14 protein-coding genes are annotated in these 17,772 nt (G+C 71.7%); 6 read left to right on the forward strand and 8 right to left on the reverse strand.

Going from position 1 to position 17,772, the window contains the following annotated elements:
* Positions 1-9 precede the first annotated feature (9 nt).
* The 4 genes from ACY34K_RS07215 to ACY34K_RS07230 all read right to left on the reverse strand — a co-directional run bounded on the left by ACY34K_RS07215 (position 10) and on the right by ACY34K_RS07230 (position 2,680).
* Positions 10-684 (reverse strand): DUF2637 domain-containing protein, encoded by a 675-nt coding sequence (locus ACY34K_RS07215; RefSeq protein WP_462744957.1) that lies wholly within the window; start codon positions 682-684, stop codon positions 10-12.
* Complete coding sequence (locus ACY34K_RS07220) at positions 684-887, reverse strand: hypothetical protein (protein WP_462744959.1); 204 nt, start codon at positions 885-887, stop codon at positions 684-686. Before ACY34K_RS07220 ends, ACY34K_RS07215 begins: the two co-directional genes overlap by 1 nt.
* 81 nt (positions 888-968) lie before the next feature.
* The gene (locus ACY34K_RS07225) at positions 969-2,321 is read right to left on the reverse strand and encodes an FtsK/SpoIIIE domain-containing protein (protein ID WP_462744961.1); all 1,353 of its coding nucleotides are present in this window, start codon (positions 2,319-2,321) and stop codon (positions 969-971) included.
* Between the two features lie 2 nt (positions 2,322-2,323).
* Complete coding sequence (locus ACY34K_RS07230; RefSeq protein WP_462744963.1) at positions 2,324-2,680, reverse strand: SCO3933 family regulatory protein; 357 nt, start codon at positions 2,678-2,680, stop codon at positions 2,324-2,326.
* 426 nt (positions 2,681-3,106) lie between these two features.
* Between ACY34K_RS07230 and ACY34K_RS07235 the strand changes: the two genes are divergently transcribed.
* Positions 3,107-4,150, forward strand: a complete 1,044-nt coding sequence (locus tag ACY34K_RS07235; protein ID WP_462745479.1) for an XRE family transcriptional regulator — start codon at positions 3,107-3,109, stop codon at positions 4,148-4,150.
* On the opposite strand, the gene ACY34K_RS07240 is transcribed toward ACY34K_RS07235, so the two are convergent.
* Positions 4,134-4,928 carry an NUDIX domain-containing protein gene (locus tag ACY34K_RS07240; RefSeq protein ID WP_462744965.1) on the reverse strand — a complete coding sequence of 265 codons (795 nt, stop codon included), beginning with the start codon at positions 4,926-4,928 and terminating at the stop codon, positions 4,134-4,136. The genes ACY34K_RS07235 and ACY34K_RS07240 overlap by 17 nt on opposite strands.
* Positions 4,929-5,749: 821 nt before the next feature.
* Between ACY34K_RS07240 and ACY34K_RS07245 the strand changes: the two genes are divergently transcribed.
* The 5 genes from ACY34K_RS07245 to ACY34K_RS07265 all read left to right on the forward strand — a co-directional run bounded on the left by ACY34K_RS07245 (position 5,750) and on the right by ACY34K_RS07265 (position 10,080).
* Positions 5,750-6,097, forward strand: coding sequence for a hypothetical protein (locus ACY34K_RS07245; RefSeq protein ID WP_462744967.1), 348 nt, complete (start codon positions 5,750-5,752; stop codon positions 6,095-6,097).
* 584 nt (positions 6,098-6,681) lie between these two features.
* Complete coding sequence (locus ACY34K_RS07250) at positions 6,682-6,807, forward strand: hypothetical protein (RefSeq protein WP_462744969.1); 126 nt, start codon at positions 6,682-6,684, stop codon at positions 6,805-6,807.
* Between the two features lie 474 nt (positions 6,808-7,281).
* Positions 7,282-8,946 carry an energy-dependent translational throttle protein EttA gene (ettA, locus tag ACY34K_RS07255; RefSeq protein WP_462744970.1) on the forward strand — a complete coding sequence of 555 codons (1,665 nt, stop codon included), beginning with the start codon at positions 7,282-7,284 and terminating at the stop codon, positions 8,944-8,946.
* Between the two features lie 10 nt (positions 8,947-8,956).
* Positions 8,957-9,403, forward strand: coding sequence for an acyl-CoA thioesterase (locus ACY34K_RS07260; RefSeq protein ID WP_462744972.1), 447 nt, complete (start codon positions 8,957-8,959; stop codon positions 9,401-9,403).
* Positions 9,400-10,080, forward strand: a complete 681-nt coding sequence (locus ACY34K_RS07265; protein ID WP_462744974.1) for a hypothetical protein — start codon at positions 9,400-9,402, stop codon at positions 10,078-10,080. Before ACY34K_RS07260 ends, ACY34K_RS07265 begins: the two co-directional genes overlap by 4 nt.
* Here ACY34K_RS07265 and ACY34K_RS07270 read toward each other — a convergent pair.
* The 3 genes from ACY34K_RS07270 to ACY34K_RS07280 are packed head-to-tail and all read right to left on the reverse strand — an operon-like array spanning position 10,055 to position 17,626.
* Entirely contained in the window at positions 10,055-11,026 is a 972-nt protein-coding gene (locus ACY34K_RS07270) for an ABC transporter ATP-binding protein (protein ID WP_462744976.1), read from the reverse strand. The two genes, ACY34K_RS07265 and ACY34K_RS07270, sit on opposite strands and share 26 nt — an antisense overlap.
* On the reverse strand, positions 11,023-13,836 hold the full coding sequence (locus tag ACY34K_RS07275) for an ABC transporter permease (protein WP_462744978.1): 2,814 nt from the start codon (positions 13,834-13,836) through the stop codon (positions 11,023-11,025). Before ACY34K_RS07275 ends, ACY34K_RS07270 begins: the two co-directional genes overlap by 4 nt.
* 1 nt (position 13,837) lies before the next feature.
* Positions 13,838-17,626 carry an FtsX-like permease family protein gene (locus ACY34K_RS07280; RefSeq protein WP_462744980.1) on the reverse strand — a complete coding sequence of 1,263 codons (3,789 nt, stop codon included), beginning with the start codon at positions 17,624-17,626 and terminating at the stop codon, positions 13,838-13,840.
* Positions 17,627-17,772 lie beyond the last annotated feature (146 nt).

Here is a 17,772-nt window from a genome sequence, read left to right on the forward strand (position 1 = left end):
CCTTCGAGGTCACGTGAGTTGGGCGGCGATGGCCTTGGCGAGTTGGGGCGGTACGCCGAGGCGGGCGCGCAGGGTGTCGCTGTCGATCGGGGCGCCAGTGCGGGCCTGGTGGTCGTCGGCGACCTTGCGGGCGTGGTCGACCAGCGCGGCCGGGACGGGCGGAGCCGGGACAGCAGGTGGTGCCGGAAGGGGCTCGGGCGCCGGAAGCGACGGGGTCTGCTCGGCCTCAGCTGTCGGGTAGCTCTTCTGCTCCACCTCGTTGGCGGAGAGATCGGGCTCAGGTTCGGGGGCCGTGCGTGCCGGCGGTTGCGCCGCGCGATCCTTGGCAGAGTGGGCAAGAAGGGTGCCGCCCATGAAGGCGAGAGCGGGCCATGCGGCGACGAGGATGCGCAGCCAGGCCGGGACGTCGCTTAGGTCGAGCAGTCCTGCGGTGGCGATGTTGGCACCGAGCGAGGCGAACAGGGCGACCACGAACCAGCACCAGGCCAGCCGGGACGGTCCGTCGGTCCGCAGACGTCGCCACGCGGCCACCAGCAGCAAGTCGACGCTGACGGGATAGGCCCAGGCCTTCCAGCCGTCCTGTCCGGCAGCGGCTGCGAGGTCATGCAGGTGGGCGAAGGACAGCGCCCCGGCTATGACAGCTTGGACCAGGACGGCGTCGACGCGGACGGTGGGGCGGGCCATCACAAGTCCTCGCCGGGGTAGGTGGGGCCGTCATCGGGGTCGTAGCCGGGCGGGAAGACGCCGGGTAGCGGCTCCGGCAAAGACAGGGCGAGACACGGGCCCACTGCGTTGACGAAGACCAGGTCCGCGCCGGGGGTGTGGGCGTACAGGGTCAGGGCGCCGAGTAACTGCACCGTGCGGTGGAAGTCCTCGCGGGCGTTCACTGATGCGCCTCCCGATTCTTGGCATGGCGGGGGTAGGGACTTGGCGCGCTTGCGGTCGCGCCGACCGTGAGCGAGGTGGATCTAGGCCGTGGCGGGAGCTGTCTTGGACAGCGACACACGGGCCGGAGGCAGAGCAACCACGGGCCGGAAGGCAGTCAGGGCGGGCAGGTCCGGAGTGCGGTGTGCGTGCTTGTTGCAGATGTTCACGGCCTGCCGCAGGGAAGTGTGCGGGGCGCGGATGCGGTGCCAGCCACCGGTGGAGTCCCCGGCGATAGCGATCCCACGCATTTCGGCCGGGATTTGGATGGCGGCCAGGACGGCGTCGGGGGAGATGTCGCCGAAGGCCATGTTGGCGGAGGTCTCGTCATTGACCCGGTGGGCGGTCCGGCCGGTGAGCTGGGCACGCAGCATGGTGATGCCCTTGCCGAGTTCGGAGCCGAAGCGCTGCCCGCAGATTTCGAGATAGATGCCGGCGGCGCGGCCGAGCTGGGCGAGGCGGACCAGGGCGGTGATGATGCGGTCCCGTCGCTTCTCCTCGTCCTTGGTGGCGAAGAGAGCCAGTTCGGCGACCTCGTCGACCAGGACCACGATCGGGGTCGGGCGCAGGTGTTCGGGCAGATCCCAGATGTCGGCGGCGATCTCCGCATCGGGAACGGCGACGCTGACGCGCTGCTCGGCGCGGATCAGTTGATAGACGCCCTCCATGTGAGTCACGAGCGCTTCCAGCAGTTCCAGCGCGGTGTCGGGGTTGTCGGCGAGGGCGGAGAACCGGCTAGCGAGCGGGAAGAGTTCCACCCCCTGCTTGCAGTCGATGCCGACCAGGGCGACGTCATGCGGCGCCAGCCCCGCCACCAGATTGCGCTGATAGACGGACTTGCCGGACTCAGTGGCGCCCAGGGTCAGACCGTGCGGCACGGCACGGTAGTCGCGATAGTGGACCGAGCCGTCTTCGCGAAGCGCGACGGGGATGCGCATCGGGGCCTGCTCGACCTTGGCGGGCATCTGTACCCGCTTGAGGACGTCATAGCCGGTCATCCGTACTTCCACCACGCTTGAGCGCACCTCGCGGGAGGTGACGCCGTACATGGAGAAGGAGTGGCGCAGGCGGTCCGTCGCGGCCGAGACATCGAAGGCGTCCTGGCCAGGGCGGAGCTTGAGCCGCAGGACCAGGCCCGTCCGGGTCGGGCGTAAGCGCAGGATGCGGGGCGGGCGGGACTCGGGTACCGGGCGGTTGGTCAACCGGGCCAGGGCGAGGCTCCAGCGTGAGGGCGGAACGGTGAGCCCACAGGCGTCCATCACAGAGGCGTAGCGGGCCAGGACGCGCAGAGCGGCGAAGGCGACGCCGAACGTCAACCAGTACCAGGCGGGGCGCCGCCACCGCAGGAGACCCGCAGCGGCGACGACCAACACCACGATGATCACGAACCACGTCATGATCAGGCCGCCTTGGACGCCGAACCAGTTGCGGCCAGCGAGGTGACGGCGACCGCGCGGAAGGCGATGCCATGCCGCTTCTGGCCGTTGAACTCGTTCTCCCACGGCCGAGCGATCAGGCCGGTCAGGGCGACGGGCGTGCCCATGGCGAGCTCACCGGAGATCCCGGTCTCCGGGACGGTGACGGAGAGGATCTCCACCTCGTCGTTGGCCGCGAACATCACGTCCACGGTCATCAGCTTGGCGCCGGTCTCGGTGTCCGTGGCGATCTCACCGGTCCGACGGTCCCGGACCTTGAGCTGTGCGGGCTTGGCGACCATCACGGTCGCGGCGGAGGTGTCGACGGGGATCTGACGCATGATGGAACTCCCTTTCAGGGGCGGGAGCGGCGTACTTGCTTGGCGGTGGGTCGCCGCTCCTGTGTGTTGGAGGAAGCCCACAGCAAAGCCGCAGGCGTTTGCGCTTCCATCTGGTGCGCACCAGTAGATTGCATCTGGTGCGCACCAGATGTCAAGCGGTGTCGCTGTGCTCGGCGTCTCAACTCGCCTTACTGCGACACCTCCAGAGAAGCGCTCATGGCAACGCACCGGTAGCCAACAGGGGTTAACACCCGACCGGTTAGCCCCTGCCGACCTGCGTCGACGTCAGGCATGCTGGTGCTACGGCCCCAACACCCCTACGCAGGGCGGCACTACGTGATGAGTGGACTCAAGGCAGCCAGGACGGCACGGGAGTGGTCACAAGAGCGTCTGGTGCGGGAGATCGAGCGTCATGCGCACCAGCACATGCTGACCGTCGCGTCGACAGCGAGCCTGCGCGTCTATGTCTCGGAGTGGGAGAACGGCCGACGGGCGATCTCCAGCCACTATGCAAAGATCCTTCGCGCTCTGCTCGGGGCTACGGATGATGAGCTGAACGGCCAGTCGCGGCCTTTGCCTGCAGTTGCGGCAGCCGACGGATATGACGAGCTCATGAGTCGAATCGATGCGGCTCGAAGCGTCAGCATGACGATGGTGAAGACGTTCATGGATCAGACGGAACTGCTCCGGACTATGGACCGGCAGATGGGCGCTGCCAGTCTCGTCGACCAGATGACCGCCCACTTGGGGACCCTGGAAGACGCCCTCACCTTCGCGGTCCTTCCCGAGACGCGTAGGCCAGTTGCCAAAGCGTTGGCCGGAGCGGCGACCCTGGCGGCTTGGCAGGCGCTCGATGTCGGAGCGGTTGAACGAGCATGGCGCCACTACGAGCTGGGCAAGCGTGCCGCCCAGGAGGCCGAGGAGCCGATGTACCTCGCTCATGCCACGGCCGAGCAGGCCTACGTGCTCTGTGATGCGGGCCGGTCGGACATGGCGGTGCAGCTGGTACGAGACGCGCATCGGCTCGGTGGCAATGCGATGTCCCCGCGGCTGAGGGCATGGCTGTACGCGGCCGAGGCTGAGATCTGTGCTCGAGCTGGTCTCCGCGACGAGTGCCGGCGGGCGCTTGAGCACGCAGCGCGACACCTGCCGGCGGGAGAGGAGGCCCGCGACCCCGACATGCTGAGCATCTTCCTGAACGAAGGACATCTGGCAAGGTGGCGCGGAAACGCACTCGCGCTCATAGGCGATGATGAGGCGGTGGCCAGCCTGTATGCGGCCCTCGAAACGGCCGACCCTACGTTCATCCGAGCATCGGCGGGGCTGCGGTGCGACCTGGCCCAGGCGCACCGGGAGCGCGGCGAGTATGACCAGGCGCACGAACACCTGCGGCAAGCTCGTCTTGTGGCCAGCCGGACAGGGTCAGTCCGCTATCGGCGCCGGATCGAACAGCTCACGCAACGGTTGTAGGCGCAACGCCAGCACCCCGCGAGGCGAGCACATGCAGTAGGGCGACAAGCGTGCCGGAACCCATCAGCTCACCACGGGCCATAAGGCCGGGGATGTCGGAGAGGGGCACCCAGGCGACGTGCCCAGCCTCCTCCAGGTCGGTCGGCTCACCGACGAGCTTTGCTCCCCGGCCCACGTAGATCTCGTGGGGCGAGTCGACCATGCCGACCATCGGCTGGTAGGTGACCACGTGCTCCAGGGCGTTCGGGCGCCAGCCGGTCTCTTCCTCGACTTCGCGCAGTGCTGTCTGCAGGGGGTCTTCTCCCTCGTCCACGATGCCGCCGGGCAGCTCCCAACCGAACGTCTGGGGGACGAAGCGGTACCGCCACATCATCAGCACGCGGTCCTGGTCGTCGATGACGGCCGCGATGGCCACGTGATGCAGTCGTACGACGTGATGCTCGAAGCGCTCAACTCCGGGCGGTTCCACGTCCATGAGGGTGAGCCTCACCCACCGGTTGTCGTACACCGTCCGCTCGCCATGGATCTGCCACGGCTCGACGTCGCCGGGCGCTTCAGTGGTGATGGACCGGTCGGGCACCCGATAGGAGCTACGGCCGTGGACCTCCACGGCGCCCTCAGCGACGAGCTTGGCCAGCACCTGGCGCAGAGCCGTGCGACCGATGCTCAGCTCTTCCGACAGGGTCCGCTCGGACGGGAGCTTGGAACCTGGCGAGTACTTGCCCGTCGCGATCCACTCGCGAATCGTGCGGTAGACCCGCTCAGACTTCGGTCCCATCCGGTGAGCACACTCCTGCCGTCGTTGTGTCGGGTTAACCCGACACAAGCGTAGCCGTGTGCCTACTCACGTGAGTAGGCACCGACAGACCAGGCGGCCATGGGGGAGCGCGGTAGAACTTTCCCTACTTCATCAAGGGCGCTTCCGCCGCCAAGGCGGCGTCGCGCGCCCGTCGCCCCGGACCTGCGCTCCTGTCTCCGCCCCGCTCTGGCCCGGACCGCCGGCCGCGCGCCATGGGCTATGGGCTTGATGGGCCTGGGTTGGTCGGCCACCTGTTCGTCAGAACGGATGCCTCCGGCGGGGGCGCTCCGGCTCCGGGATGCCGGGGGCCGGTACTGCGACTGCGGGCCCGATTTGGGGCTCGGTGGTGAGCTGTCATCCCGTCTGCCGTCGACCCAGGCAAGCCATAGCAGACCAGTCGCCTGGGGCCCAGGTCGTTCGTCCAGCAGGGCGCTCCACCTGGGCCCCAGGCGACTGCCCCGCTATCACTCCGTGTGGGTCGACGGCAGACGGGATGACAGCAAGGGTGCGCTGTGGCTGCAGATCGTGTGTCCCGCAGGAATCGCATTTGGGTAGAGTTGCTACGCGACTAGCCAGGGGCAACTACAGTTATCGCCATGCCCCGCAGCGGCCGATCGACACCTGAGCGATATACGTGGTTGCCCCACAGAGCCGTACGCGCATGCGAGCGCTTAGCCAAGCGGCACTCCGCGCCATTTGAAGAGGCGCGCCACTTCATGATCGACGTGGCCGCCTTTCTTGCCGTCATGGCATATCCGGCGCGAGGTACACGGAGAAGTCGCCAAGATATCCTAGATGGCTTGACTCTTGTTACTGAATTGAAAGTCCTGGTGGAGTCTTCGGAGGAGCGCTTGCTCCGCGAGGCGCGACGCCGTGGAATAACCTTTCGGGAAATAGCCGAGGCTATGGCCATGCGGAGCAGGCAAGCCGCTGAGCAACGGTTTATTCGACTCGTTGGGGGTCACGGCCCTGCTGAGCAGGATCACATGAACCGTCGTCGCCGGGACCGTTTTGGCTACGAGATTGATGCCCAGAGCAGGCATGAAGATCACATGTGGAACCTGGGTGCAGCATTTCGGTCGCTTGCCCTCGACTCTCTTCTCCCTGAGGAGATTGCGAAAGAGGAGGGGAAGAGGGAGAGCTCCTAGATTCCCCCCCGTTCATGGCGGAGATTTGGTGGAGCAGGAGAAGCGCTCCGGCTATCGCCGTCATCTGCTCGGGCGACATGAAACGAGAGCAGGCCACAAGGAATCCGGCCTGAACAGCAATTCGCAAACTTGCGGCCTGCCTAAGCTTTTTAAAGCATGCCCGAACCTTCTTGCGCACCAGCGTATCCCCCTAATGTTGGCGGCGATTGGTGTAGTGATGCGTCAAGAATGCCAGCTCAGAGATGGCTGGCCTCAATCTAGAAAATGTTATCCAGTGTCATCCCCGCTCGTTGGCGCTGAGCGTGCAGGTGGCGGCCACAGGGGTCTCCGCCGGGGCTCTCAAAGCTGTCAACGATTACTTGACTGCATTCGGCTACACCATCCGCGGCTGCCAGGCGACGACGCCGAAGGCTTTGGAGCCGTGTGCCCCGCTGCGCTCCCCTTCGCGCCTTCCCGGCCATGGCCGGCTCGCGAGACGATGCCGAGGTTCGTACGGCTGCTCAGGAGGGGGTGGAGAGGGCGTGACCCAGCCGAAGTGCGGAGCTCCAAAGAAGGGCGGGGGTCGGTGTACGAGGCTGGCCATCGTGGGCAGTGGCCAGTGCTACCAGCACCAGGGAGAGTGGACAGCCCGCGCACAGGCGGACCGCAAGAAGAAGGAAGCCGAGGCGAAGAAGCAGGAGCTTCGGAAGAAGAAGCGGTCCTGGTGGTGACCGGCGCTGACGTCGTAGCTGACAGCAACGCGGGTAGGCGGTGGCGCTCGTAAGTAGTCGGGCAGAGGCACTGCGTTCTGGGCTTGACTGGTGGGGTGGGCGCCGAGCGAACTCCTAATGCCGTGGTCATGTACCGGGCACGCGTGTGGCAGCTTTGCTGCCCATGGCCGATGACGTCGTGTTGCGCCTTGACCGCGCCAGTGCAGAAGAGCTGTACGAGGTGCGCGCGGGCCTTGGGTGGTCCGCTCGCTGGGCATGATCAGGCCCGGACAGTAGGCGAGGGTCGGGCCGTCCCTGGGCCGTGCGAGGCCGCCCGAGGCTGATCGATGACGACCGACAGTGACAGGCGAGCTACGGCACCAAGCGGCGAAGCCCCTGGTCGGGGGTGCCGGAGCATACGGGTTTCCGTCGCAGGGTGGCGGTCAGGCAAGATGGGGTGTATCTGCCCACTCTCGGACTGCCGGACGGTTTCTCTTGGCTGAGTACATCTACACGATGCGCAAGACGCGCAAGGCGCACGGCGACAAGGTCATCCTCGATGACGTGACGCTGAGCTTCCTGCCCGGTGCGAAGATCGGTGTGGTCGGCCCGAACGGTGCCGGTAAGTCCACCGTGCTCAAGATCATGGCGGGCCTGGAGCAGCCCTCCAACGGTGACGCCTTCCTCTCCCCCGGCTACAGCGTCGGCATCCTCCTGCAGGAGCCCCCGCTGAACGAGGAGAAGACGGTCCTGGAGAACGTCCAGGAGGGCGTCGCCGAGATCAAGGGCAAGCTCGACCGCTTCAACCAGATCGCCGAGCAGATGGCGACCGACTACAGCGACGAGCTCATGGAGGAGATGGGCAAGCTCCAGGAGGACCTGGACCACGCCAACGCGTGGGACCTGGACGCCCAGCTCGAGCAGGCCATGGACGCCCTCGGCTGCCCGCCCGCCGACTGGCCCGTCACCAACCTCTCCGGTGGTGAGAAGCGCCGCGTCGCGCTCTGCAAGCTGCTGCTGGAGGCTCCCGACCTGCTGCTGCTCGACGAGCCCACCAACCACCTGGACGCCGAGTCCGTGCAGTGGCTGGAGGCGCACCTCGCCAAGTACGCCGGCACCGTCGTCGCCATCACCCACGACCGGTACTTCCTCGACAACGTCGCCGAGTGGATCCTCGAGCTCGACCGCGGCCGTGCCCACCCCTACGAGGGCAACTACTCCACCTACCTGGAGAACAAGGCCGCGCGTCTGAAGGTCGAGGGCCAGAAGGACGCCAAGCGCCAGAAGCGGCTCAAGGAAGAGCTGGAGTGGGTCCGCTCCAACGCCAAGGGACGCCAGGCCAAGTCCAAGGCCCGCCTCGCCCGGTACGAGGAGATGGCCGCCGAGGCCGACAAGATGCGGAAGCTGGACTTCGAGGAGATCCAGATCCCGCCGGGCCCGCGCCTGGGCAACGTCGTCGTCGAGGTCGAGAACCTCAACAAGGCCTTCGGCGACAAGGTCCTCATCGACGACCTCAGCTTCACGCTGCCGCGCAACGGCATCGTCGGCGTCATCGGCCCGAACGGCGCCGGCAAGACCACCCTGTTCAAGATGATCCAGGGCCTGGAGCAGCCGGACTCCGGCACGATCCGCGTCGGCGACACCGTCAAGATCTCCTACGTCGACCAGAGCCGCGCCAACATCGACCCCAAGAAGACGCTGTGGGCCGTCGTCTCCGACGAGCTGGACTACATCAACGTCGGCCAGGTCGAGATGCCGTCCCGCGCGTACGTCTCCGCGTTCGGCTTCAAGGGCCCGGACCAGCAGAAGCCCGCGGGCGTGCTGTCCGGCGGTGAGCGCAACCGACTGAACCTGGCGCTCACCCTCAAGCAGGGCGGCAACCTGCTGCTCCTCGACGAGCCGACCAACGACCTGGACGTCGAGACCCTCTCGTCGCTGGAGAACGCGCTGCTGGAGTTCCCCGGCGCGGCCGTGGTCGTCTCCCACGACCGCTGGTTCCTCGACCGAGTCGCCACGCACATCCTGGCGTACGAGGGCGACTCCAAGTGGTTCTGGTTCGAGGGCAACTTCGAGTCCTACGAGAAGAACAAGATCGAGCGCCTCGGTCCGGACGCCGCCCGCCCGCACCGTGCCACCTACAAGAAGCTCACCCGGGGCTGAGGCAGCAGCAGTGGCTCGTCACATCTACCGTTGCCCCCTTCGCTGGTCGGACATGGACGCCTTCGGGCACGTCAACAACGTCGTCTTCCTGCGGTACCTGGAAGAGGCGCGGATCGACTTCATGTTCCGGCTGGCGCCGGGGGACGGCTCCCCCTCGTTCTCCGGCGGCTCCGTCGTGGCCCGGCACGAGATCGACTACGTACGGCCGCTGGTCCACCGGCACGAGCCCGTGACCATCGAGTCGTGGGTGACGAAGATCGGCGCGGCGTCCCTGACGATCGCGTACGAGATCAAGGACCCCGACCAGGTGTACGTCAGGGCCTCGACCATCGTCGTCCCCTTCGACCTGGAGGCACAGCGCCCGCGCCGCATCTCCGCCGAGGAGCGGGCGTTCCTGCAGGAGTACGTGGACGACGGCATGCGGTCCGGCGGACAGGGGGAGGCCGCCGCGGCATGACGGCGCCGCTGCACTTCGCCGATCCCAGGGAGGCGGCCGGACTGGCCGCCTTCCTCACCCGGCTGCTCCACTACGACCGCGCCGCCGCCGTCCGCCTCCAGGCCGGCGGCGGGGTCCTGGCCGTGTTCGGGCGCCCACCGTCGTTCGAGGTGCTCGCCGTCCGCACGGCCGCGCTCATGGACGACGCGCCGCTGGACATCACCGTCTCCGCGGGCCAGTTCCTCGACGGCATCGAGGAGACCGTCGGCAAGGCCATCGTGCCCGCCGCCGTCACCGGCCCGCCGTGGGCCGGGGTCCTGCCCCCGCGCGGCGGCTGGCAGGAGGTCCCCGGGCTGCCGGACGCCGCCGGGCTGCGCGGCGCGGTCGCCGCGGCCGTGGCCGAATTCCGCGCCCGCGACGAGGAACTCCCCGCCGAACGCCGCACCCGCGCCGAACGCGACCGGATCGGCCACGACATCTGGTCCCGCACCATCGGCACGACCGGCCTGCCACTGCGCGCCGCCCACGCCGCGCACTCCCTCGGCTTCCTGCCGCCCGCCCCGGCCGGACACGAAGTGCCGGTGACGCTGCTCGGATCCGGCTCGTGGCTCCGGCTGCGCACCCCGTTCGGCTCGGTCGCCGTCCGCACGAACGGCCTCGGCGGACTGAGCGTCACTCCCGTCCGGAACGCCCCGTAGCGTCCGCGTCCGGCCACACGCCGATGTGGTCCCGCTCCAGCTCCAGCATCACCCGGTGTTCCATGCCCAGGGTCCGGGTGTACTCGGCCGGCAGCTGGAGACGGCCCGCGCGGTCCAGCGTCGCGTACTCCCGCGCCACCACCGACTCCCGGCCCTCCGCGTCGACCTCCGTACGGCGCAGGACCTCCGACGAGGTGCGCCCGTCACGGATGGCGACCGACCGGCGGACCTCGCCCGCCACCGCCCGGTCGTGGGTGACGATCACGATCGTCGTACCCAGCTCCTGGTTGGCCCGGCGGAACGCCGCGAAGACCTGCTCACCCGTCGCCGAGTCCAGTTCGCCCGTCGGCTCGTCGGCGAGCAGCACGGCGGGGGAGTTGGCCAGCGCGACGGCGATCGCGACCCGCTGCTGCTGACCGCCGGACATCTGGTGCGGGCGCCGGTCGCGGCAGTCCTCCACCTCCAGCATGGCCAGCAGCTCCCGCGCCCGCTCCGCCTTGCGCCGGCTCCGGCCCCGCAACTGCATGGGCAGTGCCACGTTCTGGGCCGCCGTCAGATACGGCAGCAGATTGCGGGAGGTCTGCTGCCACACGAATCCGACCACGTCACGCCGATAGTGCAGACGGGCCTTCGCGTCCATCGTGAGCAGATCGCGGCCCGCCACCGTGGCCGCCCCCGCCGTCGGCACATCGAGGCCGGCCAGGATGTTCATCAGGGTCGACTTGCCGCTGCCCGACGCCCCCACCAGCGCCATCAACTCGCCCTCCGCCACCAGCAGATCGAGCCCTTGCAGCGCCTGCACCTCCACCCCGTCCGTGGTGAAGACACGGACCAGCCGGTCGCAGACGATCAGCGCGTCATGCCCGTACGAAGGCCCTTCCCGCCGGGCGGCGGCCCGCCGCTCCAGCTCCGCGAGGGTCGTGCCGGCGGTCTCCCGTGCGCTCATCGCATGTCTCCTGACCTCAGTTCCCCGATCGGTCCCCGGCGGGTCACCCACCAGGCCTGCGCCAGGGCGACCGCCGCCGCCAGCAGCACCAGCCCCACCGCGGGCAGCGTCAGCGACCAGGCGTCGGCCGCGAGCGGTACGCCGCCGGCGTCGGCGAAGCCGGGCGCGGCGGCAGGCGCCAGCCGCGCCGGATCCACGCCGGGGGACAGCAGCACGACGGCCGCCCAGCCGGCGAGCACTCCGCCCACCGCGGCCGGCAACACCTGCGGCAGTGCCTCCAGCACCAGCAGCCGGCGCCCCTGCCGGCCGGTCAGCCCCAAGGTGCGCAGCCGGGCCAGCAGGGCCGCCCGCTCACGCGCCGTGTGCAGGAAGGAGAACAACAGGGCCAGCACGGCGTACCCGGCGCCGGCCGCGACAGCCGTGGCATAGACCCGTTCGGCGCCGGTCTGCATGGGAGACTCCACGAACCGCTCGCGCGCCTCCGAGCGCAGCAGCACCGACAGGTCCGGGCCGGCCGACCGGACGGCCGACCGCAGCGCCACGGCGTCGAGCGACCCGCCCGACACCAGCAGGACCGTGTCCGCGCGGTGGGGGAGAGCGGCGCCGTCCACGACGAGGAAGTCCGCGTCGGGCACCGCCGGGGTCCGCTCACGCACCCCCACGACCCGTACCACGAACGTCCCCGCCCGGGACTCCACCAGCAGGGACTCGTTCCCGATCCGCTCGGCGACGGAAGGCGACACGATCGCCCTCAGCACCGGATGCCGTGTGCCCTGAGCATCCTGGGCCGGGGGTTCGGCGGTTGGCGTGGGATGGGTGGGGCGCCCGGGGTGGGGGGTGGACGTCAGGGCGTCCGCCGGGAAGGCGCCGAGACCCGTGCGGCGCGCCAGCTCCGCGTAGGCGGCCGGGTAGACGCCGATCAGGGTCATGCCCAGCGAGCCCGGCACACCCGGCCGGGACGCCAGCGGCACCCCGTACTCGACCTGCACACCCGTCACGTCCTGTACGCCTTCCGTTCCGCGGACCGCGTCCGCCAGGCCGGCCGGCAGGGGGACCGCCTCGGCCCGGCCCGACACCCGCGCGTCGGCCCCGGTCGCCTGGAGCGACGCCCTGTCGCGGGCGTCCGCCACACCCGACAGCACCGCGCCGCCGAACGCCGCCGTCGTCAGCGCCACCAGCAGCGCCAGCAGCGGCACGGCGCCCGTCGGCGACGACCTGGCCGCCCGCGCCAGCGACAGATGCCCCACCGCACCGCGCAGGCGGTGCGCGGGCCGCGCCAGCCACCGCAGCGGCACCGGATACAGCCGCACGAGTACGAGCGCCGCGACCAGCGCGACCAGCACCGGCGCGGCGCTGACCAGATGGTCGCCGTCCTCCGAGGTGCCCCGTCGCCGCAGTGCCACCACCGCGCCCACCGCCAGCACCAGCACGGTCAGTTCGGCCACCGTGCGGCGGCGGGACGGCCGCGCGGCGACCAGATCATCCCGCCCGGCCGCCGCCCGCGGCCACCGGTGCAGGTGCACCGCGCGCAGCGGCAGCGCCGCACACGCCACCAGCGCGACCGCCCCGGCACCGGCGGCCGCCTGCCCGAGCCGCGCCTCGCCCACCAGCAGGACCGCCAGGAGCAGACCGAGCCCGGCGGCCGGCACGGCGACCACCGCGGTCTCCGCGAGCAGACGCCCGCCGATGCCGCGCAGCGAACCGCCTCGCGAGCGCAGCAGCGCCAGTTCGTCGCGGCGCCGTGCCGCGGACAGCCCGCCCGCCATCGCCAGCACCACCGCGGCGACCGCCCCGATCCCGAACGCGGCGACCGCCACCACCGGGGCGACCGCGCCGCGCATCCCGCTGTACGAGCCGACGATCTCGTCCAGGTGCGTGGCCAGGGCGGCGTTCCCGCCGACCGTGTCCCGCAGCCGCAGCAGATCCGGCCCACCCGTCAGCGAGGCGACCGCCGACGTCAGCCGCGGCAGATCACCGACCGTGAGCCCCGAGGTCTCGGGCGCGATCCGCCAGAACGCCTCCGGCTCACCGGGCGTACCGAGCAGCGCGGGCGCCGCCTCGGGCGCCAGCAGCAGCCCCGCGTGCCAGTAGTGGCGCGGCGCGTCACCGGGAGCCGTCTTCAGCTCGGCGGTGCGCAGCACCGGCTCGACCGACCAGTAGCCCGCGTCGGGGGCGCGCGGCTCCACAACACCGGTGATCCGCACGGTGAACCGTCCGTGGGCTCCGTTCGCGAGACGCACCACCGAACCGGCCCGGAGCTTCAGCGTGGTCGCCGTCCCGGCCGTGACGGCCGCCTCCACCTCCGTGGTCCCGGCCGTGACCGCGGACGGCGCCGCGGGCAGCCGCCCCGCCCGCACGGTCGCGTGCCGGGCCAGGTCCGACGGCGTGGCCAGGGTGAACTGCGGCGGCACACCGTCCGGAGCGGGCAGCGCCGGGTCCGGCGCGGACAGCGGCTTGTCGGTCCGCATCCCGTACGACGACTGGGCCGGATCGGCCCGCACCGGTTCCGGCAGGGCCGCGACGACCTTCCGGTGCAGGCCGCGCAGAGCCTCGGGGCGCACCGCCGCTTCGAGTTCCGCCGTGGCGGCGGCCGCCACGGGGACGGTCAGCTCGACGACACGGTCGGCGGGGTCGGCACCGCGCAGCTGATGGCGCAGCCCCTCCGTCTCGTACGCCTCGACGGCCCGCGGGAACGCGGCGGCCAGGAACGCGGTCACCGCCACGAGCAGCGCCGACGCCACGGCGGCCAGGGGGAAGGTACGCAGCCTGGTCCGCACCCACGGGGCGACCACAACCGGCGGGCGGGACATGTCAGTTGCCTCCCTGGTGGCGCAGCGTCACCGCGGGGTCCTGCCGGCGCAGCGCGATCGCCGCCACCGTCAGCAGCGGCAGGACCACCACACCGGCCAGCAGCAGCGCGACCGGGCCCGGCGGCAGTTCCACCAGCACCTCCGGCACCGGCCGGGCCGCCTGCCCGGTGAGCACGACCAGCGGCACCACGGCCCGCGTCAGTACGGCCCCGAGCACGAGCCCCACCAGCAACGCGACGCCGACCAGCAGACCCTGCTCGGCCGCGAGCAGCCGGGCGAGCCGGCGCCGCGGCGCACCCAGCGCCCGCAACACAGCGAACTCCGCGGCCCGTTCCCTCAGCGAACCGGCCGCGCTCACCGCGAAGCCCACCGCCGCCAGCACCACCGCGGCCACCGCGACCGCCGGCAGCGCCGACCGCGGGCCCGCACCGAGTGGATCGTCCAGCAGTTCACCGGCCGTCTCGTCCCGCACCAGCACCTGCGCGGGGTCGGTGCCCGCCCGGGCGCGCAGCGCGTCCGCCACAGCACCGGCCCGCCCCGGGGCGGTGGCCAGCCACCACTCGGTGGGGGCGAGGGGGGCGCCGGACCGGGACACGAGGAGCCGGTTCACCGCGTCGAGGTCCACGAGCAGCGCGCCCCCGTCCCCGGCCGGCGGGGCGGTGACCGCACCGGCGACACCGGGGCCGGTCGTCGGGATCTCATGTACGACGGAGGTGATCCGCACCCGCAGCTGTGCCCCGGAGACCGTCACGTCGAGGCTCTCGCCCTCCCGCGCACCTGCCGCGGCGAGGAACGCGTCCGTCGCGATCGCCGGCACCTCGTCGGCGGCCGGCGGGCGCGGCGCGGTGATCCGTACGGTGAAGTCCTCGGGTTCGAGCCGGGGATCGACGGCCGAGACCCCGGTGTCGTACACGAGCGCCAGCGGCGTCCGCGCCGTGGCCGAGACCGGGACGGACTTCGCCGGTCCGGGCGCGGCCATGCTGTCGGTGAGGGCCGCCCGCCACGCGCCGAGGCCGCCGCCCGGCAGCGGAACCGGCCGCGTGACGCCGTTCGCGCCGAACGCCACCAGCCGTTCGAGGGTGAAGCGGTGCCGCTCGCCCGTGCCGTACGGGATCCGCCCGTTCAGCTCCAGCCCGGTCAGCGTCACCGGCCCGGCCGGCCCGCCGGACGCCCGCCCCAGGTCCACGGTGACCCGCCCCGCCGCCGGACCGCCCACTGGCAGCCGGTACGCGAGGCCGTAACGGTCCTCGACGGTCACGGCGACGGAGACGGCCGGAGGCACGGAAAAGACCGCCGCGGCGCCGGCCGTGCGGGGCGCGCCGGCCGCGCCGGACCCGCCGGACCCGCCGGACCCGCCGGACCCGCCGGACGCGGCGTCCGCGCGGGTCCGGCCCGCAGCCGCGGACACGGTCGCGGGGTCGGTGGTACCTGGGGTGCCGGACGCCGGTGGCGTATCTGCGTCGCCTGCGGATGTGGCCGGAGCGTGGGTGGCGCCTGGGGTGCTGGGCGCGGGTGGAGTGCCGGCGGGGGTCGTGGGGGCGGCAGGAGCGTCGGCCGTGCTCGGAGCGCCGGATGTGGCCGGAGCGTGGGTGGCGCCTGGGGTGCTGGGCGCGGGTGGAGTGCCGGCGGGGGTCGTGGAGGCGGCAGGAGCGTCGGCCGTGGTCGGAGCGCCGGATGCGGCCGGACCGTCGGCGGCACCCGGAGCGCCGGACACGGCAGGAGCGTCGGCGGCACCCGGAGCGGTGGGCGGGGCGCTCCCGGGGGGCGCGCCGGTGATCCGCAGATCCAGCCCGAGCCGCGTCGTGCCCTCCGGCAGGACAAGCCCGGGCCGTACCCCCTGCCGCGGCGGCGTCACCCCGTCGAACAGCCGGTCCGGTCCGCCACCGGCCAGATCGTCCCGCAAGAGCAGCCCCGTGCGGGCGTGCGCCGTGTCGAGCGCCAGCACCGTCGCCGTACGCTCACCGGGCACCTCGGTCACCGCGCGATGCGCGGGTGCCGCGTCCCGCACCCCCGCCAGCCGCGCGTACGCCCCCGCCGCCCCCGGATCACCGCTCCGGTCGTCCAGCACCCGCACCGACGTGCCGGTACGGAAGTCCGCCTGATCGCGCTGCGAGCGGTCCCACGACGCGCTCTGCCCGATCGCCAGCATGCCCATCGCCACCGCCAGCACCAGCAGCAGCACCGGGCCCGCACCCCGCGAGGGCCGCCGGCTGAACTGCCAGCCCGCCAGCGCCGCCGACAGCCCCCGGCCGCGCGCCGCGCGCCGCTCCGCCAGCCGGGCCGCGGGCGGCAGCAGCCGCAAGGTGAGCACCGTCCCCGCCAGCAGTGCCAGTGCGGGCGCCAGCACCAGCAGCGGGTCGATACCGAGCCCGCCCTCGCCGTCACCGCTCAGCACTCCGCCGCCGGACGCGCCCGACTGCCGGTCCAACTGCCAGTACGCCACGGCCGCGATCAGCAGCAGCCCCACGTCCGCGCCCGCCCGCACCGGACCCGGCAGTGCGGCGGCCCGCCCCCTCAGCAGCCTCGCGGGGCCCGCCGTGGAGGCCAGCGCCGGCGCCACGACCGCCGCGGCGCAGCACACCGCCACTCCGGCGGCGATCAGCCACACCTGCCCGGCCGGGGCCTCGCCGAGCCGCAGACCGATCCGGGCCGCCGTCCCGTGCCCGGCCAGCAGCCGGGTCAGCGGGCCCGCCAGCAGCGGGGCGACCAGGGCGGCGGGCAGGGCCAGCAGCGCGGCCTCCGCGGCGACGAGCCCGGCGATCCGCCGCCGCGACCCGCCCCGCGCCCGCAACAGCTCCGTCTCCCCGGCCCGTTCGGCGCTGAGCAGCCGCGCCACCAGCAGCAGCGCGTACCCGGCCAGCAGCACCAGCTGCACGGCCACGATCGTCAACGTCGAGCGCGAGACGAGCAGCGCACGCTCGATCTCGGTCAGCACCGACGGCAGCGACGTCCGCGCGCTCGCCGCGCCCCCGAAGCCGGGGTCTTCGGCGACGGCCGACGGACCGGCCGTCGCCGACGCGCGCAGCGCGCCGATCGATCCGGCGGTGAGGTCGGAATAGTCGGCCGACGCCAGCCAGGACGTCTCGTCGGTGGGGACCCGGCCGGACGCGAGCACCGCCGGGTCGGCGACCAGCGGACCGTACGTGGTGAACACGACCGTCCGCACACCCCGGCCCCCGAGCGGGTCCAACCGCCAATAGGGATCGGCCGGATCGGCCAGCCGGTAGACGCCGGTGACCAGCGCGGTGAGACGGTGCCCGTCGAGCCGGGCGGTCAGCGGCAGCCGCGACCCCGGCCCGAGCCGCAGCCGCTCGGCGGCCTCCTGCGGCACCGCGACGCCGACGGGCCCGGTGCCGCCCGAGCCGGCCGCGGGCCAGCTCCCCCGCACCAGCCGCAGCCGGGAACGGTCGAGGGCGGCGAAATGCGTCAGGTCCGGCTCGTCCCCGCCCCCGCCCCGGGCACGCGGGCGGAGCTCACGCGGCAGCGCGTACGACACGGACCGCTCCAGCTTCCGCACGGTGACCGGCAGCCCGCCGAACGTCCGGCGCGCCCCTTTCCGGGCCGACTGGTCCGCCGCTTCCCGCCGCTCCAGGGGCACTTGGGCGGTGACCACGAGCGAGGCGGCGGACGCGGCACGGCCCCGCAGGGTGTGCCGGAGCGCCGCGTCCCCGATCGACCCCGAGAAGGCGGCGAGCGACGCCAGCACCGAGGTCGTCAGCAGTACGGCGAGGAGCGCCGCGGCGAGCAGCGGCCGGTGCGCGCGCACGCGCAGAAGAACGAACCCCGTCACCCGGCCCCCTACCGATCCCCCTCGAACGCCTGAACGTTCAAGGGATGCTTTCAGAGGGCACGTGTTCAGGTAACCGCTTGCGGGACGACCTTGACTTGATCGTGACCGTTATCCGGTGCCGGAGCACCGAACTCCGGCCAGGTGCA

Source organism: Streptomyces sp. STAM6 (genome assembly GCF_054963715.1).